The 8747-nt window shown below is 61.0% G+C and carries 9 protein-coding genes and 1 pseudogene; 7 read left to right on the top strand and 3 right to left on the bottom strand.

Features of this window, described 5'->3' with window-relative positions:
* The 5 genes and pseudogenes from PFH44_RS22225 to PFH44_RS22205 all read left to right on the top strand — a co-directional run.
* Positions 1-148 (top strand): annotated as a pseudogene (locus PFH44_RS22225) (ABC transporter ATP-binding protein); the annotation flags it as partial.
* A complete protein-coding gene (locus PFH44_RS22220; RefSeq protein ID WP_241783265.1) occupies positions 145-885 on the top strand; it encodes an ABC transporter permease in 741 nt (246 codons plus the stop codon). The pseudogene PFH44_RS22225 and the gene PFH44_RS22220, both read left to right, overlap by 4 nt.
* 27 nt (positions 886-912) lie before the next feature.
* Positions 913-1848, top strand: coding sequence for an ABC transporter substrate-binding protein (locus PFH44_RS22215; RefSeq protein WP_128878222.1), 936 nt, complete (start codon positions 913-915; stop codon positions 1846-1848).
* A 306-nt stretch (positions 1849-2154) separates the two neighbouring features.
* Positions 2155-3540, top strand: coding sequence for a diaminobutyrate--2-oxoglutarate transaminase (locus PFH44_RS22210; RefSeq protein ID WP_045855334.1), 1386 nt, complete (start codon positions 2155-2157; stop codon positions 3538-3540).
* Positions 3541-3549: 9 nt separating this feature from the next.
* The gene (locus tag PFH44_RS22205) at positions 3550-5031 is read left to right on the top strand and encodes a pyridoxal phosphate-dependent decarboxylase family protein (protein ID WP_283826167.1); all 1482 of its coding nucleotides are present in this window, start codon (positions 3550-3552) and stop codon (positions 5029-5031) included.
* Positions 5032-5141: 110 nt separating this feature from the next.
* On the opposite strand, the gene PFH44_RS22200 is transcribed toward PFH44_RS22205, so the two are convergent.
* Positions 5142-5651 (bottom strand): DUF4865 family protein, encoded by a 510-nt coding sequence (locus tag PFH44_RS22200; protein ID WP_283826166.1) that lies wholly within the window; start codon positions 5649-5651, stop codon positions 5142-5144.
* A 99-nt stretch (positions 5652-5750) separates the two neighbouring features.
* On the opposite strand from PFH44_RS22200, the gene PFH44_RS22195 reads away from it, so the two are divergent.
* Entirely contained in the window at positions 5751-6638 is an 888-nt protein-coding gene (locus PFH44_RS22195) for a LysR substrate-binding domain-containing protein (protein WP_283826165.1), read from the top strand.
* A gap of 18 nt (positions 6639-6656) precedes the next feature.
* On the opposite strand, the gene PFH44_RS22190 is transcribed toward PFH44_RS22195, so the two are convergent.
* On the bottom strand, positions 6657-7439 hold the full coding sequence (locus PFH44_RS22190) for an SDR family NAD(P)-dependent oxidoreductase (protein ID WP_283826164.1): 783 nt from the start codon (positions 7437-7439) through the stop codon (positions 6657-6659).
* A gap of 118 nt (positions 7440-7557) precedes the next feature.
* On the opposite strand from PFH44_RS22190, the gene PFH44_RS22185 reads away from it, so the two are divergent.
* A complete protein-coding gene (locus PFH44_RS22185) occupies positions 7558-8112 on the top strand; it encodes a TetR/AcrR family transcriptional regulator (RefSeq protein WP_283826163.1) in 555 nt (184 codons plus the stop codon).
* Here PFH44_RS22185 and PFH44_RS22180 read toward each other — a convergent pair.
* Positions 8109-8747, bottom strand: a 639-nt coding sequence (locus tag PFH44_RS22180) for a glutamine amidotransferase (RefSeq protein ID WP_283826162.1), incomplete at its 5' end; no start/stop codon positions are given. The two genes, PFH44_RS22185 and PFH44_RS22180, sit on opposite strands and share 4 nt — an antisense overlap.

Here is an 8747-nt window from a genome sequence, read left to right as displayed (position 1 = left end):
CCCCCGCCTGCTGGTGCTTTCTCCGTCTGCGGGCGGGATCGACGATTCGCACCATCTGACCGGCCTGCCGCCGCGCGCGGCGGACGATCCCGCGCTGCTGGCCAGCCAGGCGGAGCTGCTGCAGCAGCTAATGAGGGCCGACGGATGAGGGGCAAACTCTTTCGCGGCGCGGTGGTATTTAGCGGCCTGCTGCTGGTCTGGTGGCTGGTGACCCGCAGCGGGATCCCCGCCTTCCTGCTTCCTTCTCCCTCGGCGGTCGCCAGCGCCCTGTGGCTCAACCGGGCGTATCTCGGCTGGCATACCCTGGTGACGCTGAGCGAAATTGTCAGCGGGCTGCTGCTCGGGGTCCTGCTCGGCGTGGTGCTGGCGCTGTGCATGATTATTTCGCCGCGGCTGCAGCGCTGGCTAATGCCGCTGGTGCTGACCAGCCAGGCCATCCCGGTGTTCGCGCTCGCCCCTCTGCTGGTGCTGTGGTTTGGCTTCGGGATGAGCGCCAAGGTGATGATGGCGGTGCTGGTGATCTTCTTCCCCGTCACCTCCGCGTTCTTTGACGGCCTGCGGCGGGTCAATCATGACTATCTCGATCTGGCCCGCACGATGGGCGCCTCCTTTGGCGCCCAGCTGCGCCACGTGCGGCTGATGGCCGCGCTGCCGGCGCTGGGATCCGGCCTGCGGATGGCCGCCGCCGTCGCGCCGATTGGCGCCATCATCGGCGAATGGGTGGGCTCTGCCGAAGGGCTCGGCTACGTCATGCTCAACGCCAACGCCCGGCTGCAGACCGACATCTGCTTTGCGGCCCTCTTTATTTTAGTGCTGCTGACCGTCCTGCTGTGGCTGGCGGTTGACGCTTTCTTGCATCGGCTGATCGACTGGACGCCGGAATAATGACCTGTACGGATAATAAGGAATACCATGAGTAAACGTATTTTTGCCGGGATGGCCCTTAGCGCGCTTATCAGCGGACACGCCGCGGCGAACGAGAAGCTAACCCTGGTGCTGGACTGGTACATCAACCCGGATCACGCGCCGATTATGGTGGCGGAACAGATTGGCGCCTTTAAGGAACAGGGGCTCGACGTCAAAATCATTCCGCCATCCGATCCGGCGCTACCGCCGCGGCTGGTGGCCGCTCGCCAGGCCGACCTCGCCATCACCTATCAGCCGCAGGTGCATTTTTTCGCCGATGAGGGGCTGCCGCTGGTGCGCGTCGGGACGCTGATTAACTCGCCGCTCAACACCATTATTGCGCTGGACAAGGACATCAAAACCCCGGCCGACCTGAAGGGGAAAAAGGTGGGCTACTCGGTGAGCGGCATCGAGCAGGCGACGCTGGCGACCATGGCGCAGTCGGCGCATATCGACCCGCAAAGTATCAAGCTGATTAACGTTAACTTCCAGCTGACCAGCGCCCTGCTTGCCGGCCAGGTTGACGCGGTTATCGGCGGCTATCGCAATATTGAGGCGCTGGAGCTGAAGCTGCAGGGCAAAGATCCGCAGGTGATGAACGTCGAGGATTACGGCGTGCCGGCCTACGACGAGCTGGTGATTGTCGCCAACCGCGATGAAGCGCACGCGGAGAAGATCAAAAAATTCCTCGTTGCGCTGCAAAAAGGCGTGACCTGGCTGCGCGCTCACCCGCAGGAGACGTGGCAGGCTTTCGCCGCCGCTCACCCTGAGCTCAATACCGAACTCAACAAGCAGGCGTGGCTCAAAACGATACCGCTGTTCGCCAGCGACCCCGCGGCGCTGGACAAGCCGCGCTACGAAGCCTACGAACAGTTTTTGTTTAACAACAAGTTGGTTAAAAAAATCACACCTTTATCGCAGTACGCTATCGAACTACATTGAGTAACCTTACTGCCGGCGGAACTATTTCCACCGGCAGCATCAACGAAGCGGTAATAAAGAAAGGCATAAATCCACACTAATAATTACACTTTTTATGGTTTTGTGAATGTTATAATACTCGTTATTAATCAATCAGTTAACATTAAATTTAACAATGTAAAAATAGCGTAAAAATAGCGCAATAAATAAAACATTGAATGCGGATTTAAAAAGCCATATATTGTGCGCGCTTTATGAATGGCGATTCATTTTCTTAAACCAATTATTCAACCAGAGTTCAACCGTAACCCTGGTTGTGGGAGTGATATGATGACGGATAAAGTCCGTATTGATACTTTAAGTGCAGATTTATTGGACGCAAACAACGAAACCTTTTTGGCCCGTCAGGCCGAATTCGAATCGAACGTCAGAAGCTACCCGCGCAAGCTGCCGCTCGCGATTACCAAAGCGGAAGGCGTATGGCTGACCGATGCGGATAACAAACAGTACCTGGACTGCCTTGCCGGTGCAGGAACCCTGGCGCTTGGCCATAACCATCCTGACGTGCTGCAGAGCATCCAAAGTGTCATTACCAGCGGCTTGCCGTTACATACCCTCGATCTGACAACTCCGTTAAAAGATCGCTTCTCCGAATACCTGCTCTCTTTATTACCGGGCGAAGGTAAAGAATACTGCCTGCAGTTCACCGGCCCTTCCGGCGCCGACGCCGTTGAAGCGGCGCTTAAGCTGGCGAAAAAATACACCGGCCGTTCTTCGGTTATCAGCTTCTCCGGCGGCTACCACGGGATGACCCACGGCGCGCTGTCGGTGACCGGCAACCTGTCGCCGAAAGAAGCGGTTAACGGCATGATGCCGGAAGTGCAGTTTATGCCGTATCCGCATCAGTACCGCTGCCCGCTGGGTATCGGTGGCGAAGCCGGCGTGAAGGCGCTGACCTACTACTTCGAAAACCTGATCAACGACGTTGAAAGCGGCGTACGCAAGCCTGCGGCGGTGATCCTTGAAGCCGTTCAGGGCGAAGGCGGCGTGAACCCGGCGCCGGTCGAGTGGCTGCAGCGCATCCGTAAAGTGACTCAGGAACACGGCATTCTGCTGATTATCGATGAAGTCCAGGCCGGCTTCGCGCGTACCGGCAAGCTGTTTGCCTTCGAGCACGCGGGCATTGAGCCGGACATCATCGTGATGTCAAAAGCCGTCGGCGGCGGTCTGCCGCTGGCCGTTCTCGGTATCAAGAAGCAGTTTGACGCCTGGGAACCTGGCCACCATACCGGCACCTTCCGCGGCAACCAGTTGGCGATGGCTACCGGCCTGACCACCCTGCGTCACCTGAAAGAGAACGACATCGCCGGTAAAGTGGCGGCCCAGGGCGAGTGGCTGAAAGGCAAGCTGGCCGACATGCAGAAACGCTACCCGGTCATCGGCCACGTTCGCGGTCTCGGTCTGATGATCGGCATCGAAATCGTGAAGCCGAACGAAGCTCAGGATCATATGGGCTGCTACCCGGCAGACGGCGCGCTCTCTGCCCTGCTGCAGAAAAAATGCTTCGAAGCGGGCCTGATCCTTGAGCGCGGCGGCCGTAACGGCTGCGTCCTGCGCCTGCTGCCGTCGCTGCTGATCAGCGACGCTGAGCTGGAAATTTTCTTCGACAAATTTGAACAGGCCCTGCTGGCCGCCGGCGTAAAACCGGTCTGAGTGGAGTAAGTGACCGCCATGTCCCAATTGAATCCGATCCTTGCCGGTTCGCCGCAGAGCATTGAGGCGTACCAGCAGGTTATCGCTCAGACCAGCCAGGCCGTCGCCCAGTGGCTGCAGCAGCCTGAGATGTATCAAGGCAAAAGCGTCGCCGAGCTGCGCGAGCGCATTACCCTTGAGTTCACCGAACAGGGTCTGGGCAACCAGGCGGCGATTGAGCGTGCGATCGAGTACTTCCTGAAAGACAGCCTGTCGGTGCATCACCCGCAGTGCGTGGCGCATCTCCACTGCCCAAGCCTGGTGGTAAGCCAGGCGGCGGAAGTGCTGATTAACGCCACCAACCAGAGCATGGACTCCTGGGATCAAAGCCCGTCAGCCACCATCATCGAGATGAAGCTGATCGAGTGGCTGCGCGCCCGGGTGGGCTACCGGGCAGGCGACGCTGGCGTATTTACCAGCGGCGGCACCCAGAGCAACCTGATGGGCCTGATGCTGGCGCGCGATGCATTCTTCGCCCGCCAGGGTCACTCGATTCAGCAGGATGGTCTGCCGGGCGATATTCGTAAGTACAAAGTGTTCTGTTCTGAAAACGCCCACTTCTCGGTGCAGAAGAACATGGCGCTGATGGGCCTCGGCTACCGTTCGGTCACGCTGGTCAAAACCGACCGCTTTGCCCGCATGGACGTCGAAGACCTGAAGGCGAAAATTGCCGAAGCGCAGGCCAACGGCGAGCAGATCATGGCGATCGTGGCGACCGCGGGCACCACCGACGCGGGGGCTATCGACCCGCTGCGCGTGATTGCCGGGATTGCGGCGGAGTATCAGATCTGGCTGCACGTGGACGCGGCCTGGGGCGGCGCGCTGCTGCTTTCCGAGCACTACCGCGATTATCTGGACGGCATTGAGTGCGTGGACTCCATCACCCTGGACTTCCACAAGCAGTTCTTCCAGACCATCAGCTGCGGCGCGTTCCTGCTAAAAGACGCGCGCCACTACGAGCTGATGCGCTATCAGGCGGCCTACCTGAACTCCGAGTTCGATGAAGAAAACGGCGTACCGAACCTGGTGTCCAAATCGCTGCAGACCACCCGCCGCTTCGACGCCTTGAAGCTGTGGATGGCGCTGGAAGCGCTGGGGCAGAAGCAGTACGCGGAAATTATCGATCACGGCGTGACGATGGCGAAAAACGTCGCTGAATATGTTGCCAGCCAGCCGACGCTGGAGCTGGTGATGGAGCCGCAGCTGGCAAGCGTGCTGTTCCGTTCTCGCCCGCAGCAGACCGCGGGCAGCGACGATGCCGCCATCGCCCTGCTCAACCAGCGCATCGGCGACGCGCTGCTGGACTCCGGTCGCGCCAACGTCGGCGTCACCGAGCACAACGGCGTCACCTGCCTGAAGCTGACGCTGCTGAACCCAATCGTCACCCTTGATGACGTGAAGGTGCTGCTGAACCTGGTTGAACGCACCGCCCAGGAAGTGCTGGCAAAGTAAGCTGAACGCCCGGATGACGGCACCTGCGCCCGATCCGGGGTTGCGCCCCTTGCCGCCCCGCCCGGGACGTTAGCCTCCCGAAAGCCGATAGCTCACCCTATCGGCTTTTTTTACGCCTCTCCTCGCGCCACGTAGCCGATGCGATAGCTCTCTCCTGCCGCCGACGGCGCATCGCCAAAGCTCACCTCCATCAGCCGCCAGCGGCTCACGTCCCACGCGCAGAGCGACCCCTGCAGGTCGAGGTTTGCCAGATCGCTGAACGGCGCAATGGCGCGTTTTTCAACGCTCAGCCAGGGCTTGTTCATCACCTCCGCGACCTCCGGGACCCGCAGCGCCAGCCAGCTTTCAATGCGCGGCCAGCCAAAGTCCTCGCACAGGCGAGCAAAACCGGGACTCTGCAGAAAGCGCGCCACCGCCCCGGCGTCTTGCCAGACGTACAGTGGCGCGTAGCGGTTCTCCGCCGCGGGCATCGCGCGGTCATCGCGGCGGGAATAAAGATAGGTTTTAAATACCAGGCCGGGAAAGCCGTCCAGCTTTGCGCCGCCGTCGGCAATGCGGCGCTCAATAATCGACATGTCGTAGTCGGCGGGCAGCGTAAAACGGTATTGCATAACGATCATGGTAGCTCCGGAAGGTAATATTGACGTTGGGGCCAGTGTGGTGCCACAGTACCTTCCTGAAAATCGAATAATTCAGGAGTCATCGTCCTGAATAAGAGGATGATTATGGAAAAGCTCACGCCGGCGCTGGATCTCGATGCGCTACGCACCTTTGTGACCGGGATCGAATGCGGCAGCTTTGCCCAGGCGGCGGTGCGCCTGTCGCGCTCCACCTCGGCGGTCAGCGCTCAGCTTAAGAAGCTGGAGATGCAGTGCGACGCCGGGCTGGTGGTGAAACAGGGCCGCCACCTGGCGCTCACCGCCGAGGGCGAAAAGCTGATGGGCTATGCCCGACGCATGCTCGAGCTCAACGATGAGACCCTGCGCGCCCTCAAAGGCGAACGGCTGAGCGGTGAAATCCGCATCGGGATGCAGGAGGATTTTGGCGAATCCCTGATGCCGGGGATCCTCGGCCAGTTTAAGCGCCACCACCCACAGCTGCGGATCGTCGCCAGGGTGGACCGCAATCTGCCCCTGCGTCAGGCGCTGGCCGAACGCACGCTGGATATGGCGCTGCTGTGGCAAACCGACAACGCCGGGCACACCTTCGGCCAGTGCCCGCTGGAGTGGATTTATCATCCGGACCTCGACGTCGCCGCCCTGCTGGCCGCCGGCGAACCGCTGCCGCTGGTGATGTTTGAAAGCCCGTGCCTGATGCGCTCCAGGGCTATCGCTGCGCTTGATGCGGCGGCCATTGCGTGGCAGGTGATGTTTGTAAGCCATAGCCTCAGCGGGGTCTGGGCGGCGGTGCAGGCCGGATTAGGGCTGACGGTGCGAACCAAAATCGGCATGCCGCAGAACCTGCGTTCCGCCGGCGGGCTGCTGCCATCGCCCGGCAGCCTCGCCATCGGCCTCGAAGAGAATCCGCTGCAGGCGCGCAACGCCCCCGCCTGCGCGATGCTTGGACAGCTGATGGCGGAGGCGCTGAATGGGCTGACGTTTAGGTGACAACGTCACGAGAAGGAGTCAGGCGCGGTAGCGCGGTGCCGGTTCCGACTGCGCGAAACCGGGCAGCATCGCCTGGCGCGCCGCATTCATGGCGTTCCATTGCGCTTCGTCATGCAGCGGCGGAATGGTGACCCGCTCCCGGCGATCGAAACCAACCAGCGCCGCGTCCACCAGCTTATCCACCTCCATCAGGCCGGGAATGGCATCCACGTCTTTGCCGCTATGCTGCCAAATCTCGGTGCGGGTCGCCGCCGGCAGCACCGCCTGGACGTAAATCCCCTTCGCGGCCAGCTCGACGTTGAGCCCCTGAGAGAGAAACAGCACAAAGGCTTTGGTTGCGCCATACACGGTCAGGCCCATTTCCGGAGCCAGCCCGACAACCGAGGCAATGTTGACAATCGCCCCTTCCCCCGCGGCCGCCAGTCGGGGTGTGATAGCATGAGCCAGCCGGGTCACCGCCGTCACGTTGAGGGCAATCAGCCGGGCTATCTCCTCGCTGCTTTGGCTGAGGAAGTCGCCGGGAATAGAGGTGCCGGCATTGTTGATCAGCACGCCGATGCGCGCGTCTTCCCGCAGACGCTGCTCGACGGTGGCAACGTCGTCATTGTTCGTCAGATCGGCGGCTAAAATGTCCACCTGCACCCCGGCCTCGCTGCGCAGACGCTGGGCCAGCGCGGTAAGGCGTTCGGTATTGCGCGCGACGAGAATCAGATCGTGGCCGCGTTGGGCAAAGCGTTCGGCGTAGACTGCGCCAATCCCGGTCGATGCGCCGGTTACCAGTACGGTTGATTTGCTGCTCATTCTGTACTCCCCTGGATTTATACATGATGGTCGTCATGAATAATGTCACAGGCTGGGTATGCTGTAAATAATGTTATATGATGGTCATCATAAATAATTTTCAGCGCGGGATAACGCCATGAGAGTGAGCAGAAAACAGGTCGAAGAGAATAAGCAGACAATCCTTGCCGCCGCCGGTCGTCTGTTTCGCGAGCGGGGTTTTGATGCGGTCACGGTCACCGATATCATGAAATCAGCGGGTCTTACCCACGGCGGATTTTACGGCTACTTCAAATCGAAGGATGAGCTGATCGCTCTGACCCTTGCGGAGCTGAAGGCGGCGAGCGGCGCCGTTGAAAACGGCAGCGCGCCGCAAATAGAACGCTACCTCTCCCCGGAGCATCGGGACAATTTTGCCAGCGGCTGCCCGCTGGCGGCGCTGGCTGCCGGCCCCATCCGCCAGTCAGAGCCGGCGCGGAGCGAAATGACCGCCGGGCTGAAGCAGCAGATAGCCAATCTGAGCAGGACCGTTAACGGGGAAGATGACGCGGCGAGGCGCCGCGCGGCCATCGGCAGCTGGTCGGCGATGGTCGGGGCGGTGATTCTGGCGCGAATGACCAGCGATTCGGCGCTCTCGGACGAAATTCTTTGCGAAACGGCTGCCTGGCTGCAGGAGAAAGCGCCGCAGGCTTAAGCCGTTCGGCGATCCGGGGTCAGATAGTGAGCGACAAAGCGGGTCAAAATCGCCGAGGCTACCGGACTCTCCTCAACCGCACCGCTCAGCCTGTCCGGGTCAATCCCCTCGCTGCGCAGCACCGCCTGGCGGTAGTAAATCAGCGAGCGGGCAATCTCCGGGGTGATTTCGGGGTGGAACTGGGTCGACAGCGCGTGGGCGCCGTAGCGAACGATCTGATGCGGATCGTGCTCGGACGAGGCCAGCACCGTCGCTCCCTGCGGCAGTTTGGTCACCGTTTGCAGGTGCGTCAGGTGGGCGCTGAAGGGCTCGGGATGGTCGGCAATCAGGCTATCGTCAAGGCCAGCGGCGGAGAGCGAAATGGTTTTGCTCCCGGTTTCGCGCCCGGCCGGATGGTAATCCACCTCGCCGCCCAGGGCGTGGGCCATCAGCTGATGACCGTAGCAGACGCCAAACAGCGGCATCTCGATGGTCATCGCGGCGCGGATCCACTCCGCGGTCATCTCGCTCCACGCCAGGCGATCCGTCACCATATCCCAGGAGCCGGTGATCACCGCCACCGTATCATTATCCGGTGCCGGAAGCGGCTCGCCGGCAAATACGCGCACCGCGCTGACCTGTTCCCGCCACGGCGC

Source organism: Klebsiella sp. Ech2A (genome assembly GCF_030078455.1).
GTDB classification, from domain to species: Bacteria; Pseudomonadota; Gammaproteobacteria; order Enterobacterales; family Enterobacteriaceae; genus Klebsiella; species Klebsiella terrigena.
The sequence above is the reverse complement of the archived record's forward strand: the minus strand, read 5'-3'. Positions and strand labels throughout refer to the sequence as shown.

Excerpts from the sequence above, each read along its gene's own strand:
- PFH44_RS22215 (WP_128878222.1), top strand. The coding sequence starts at position 913 with ATGAGTAAACGTATTTTTGCCGGGATGGCCCTTAGCGCGCTTATCAGC.
- PFH44_RS22220 (WP_241783265.1), top strand. The coding sequence starts at position 145 with ATGAGGGGCAAACTCTTTCGCGGCGCGGTGGTATTTAGCGGCCTGCTG.
- PFH44_RS22195 (WP_283826165.1), top strand. The coding sequence starts at position 5,751 with ATGATTATGGAAAAGCTCACGCCGGCGCTGGATCTCGATGCGCTACGC.
- PFH44_RS22200 (WP_283826166.1), bottom strand. The coding sequence starts at position 5,651 with ATGATCGTTATGCAATACCGTTTTACGCTGCCCGCCGACTACGACATG.
- PFH44_RS22185 (WP_283826163.1), top strand. The coding sequence starts at position 7,558 with ATGAGAGTGAGCAGAAAACAGGTCGAAGAGAATAAGCAGACAATCCTT.
- PFH44_RS22190 (WP_283826164.1), bottom strand. The coding sequence starts at position 7,439 with ATGAGCAGCAAATCAACCGTACTGGTAACCGGCGCATCGACCGGGATT.
- PFH44_RS22210 (WP_045855334.1), top strand. The coding sequence starts at position 2,155 with ATGATGACGGATAAAGTCCGTATTGATACTTTAAGTGCAGATTTATTG.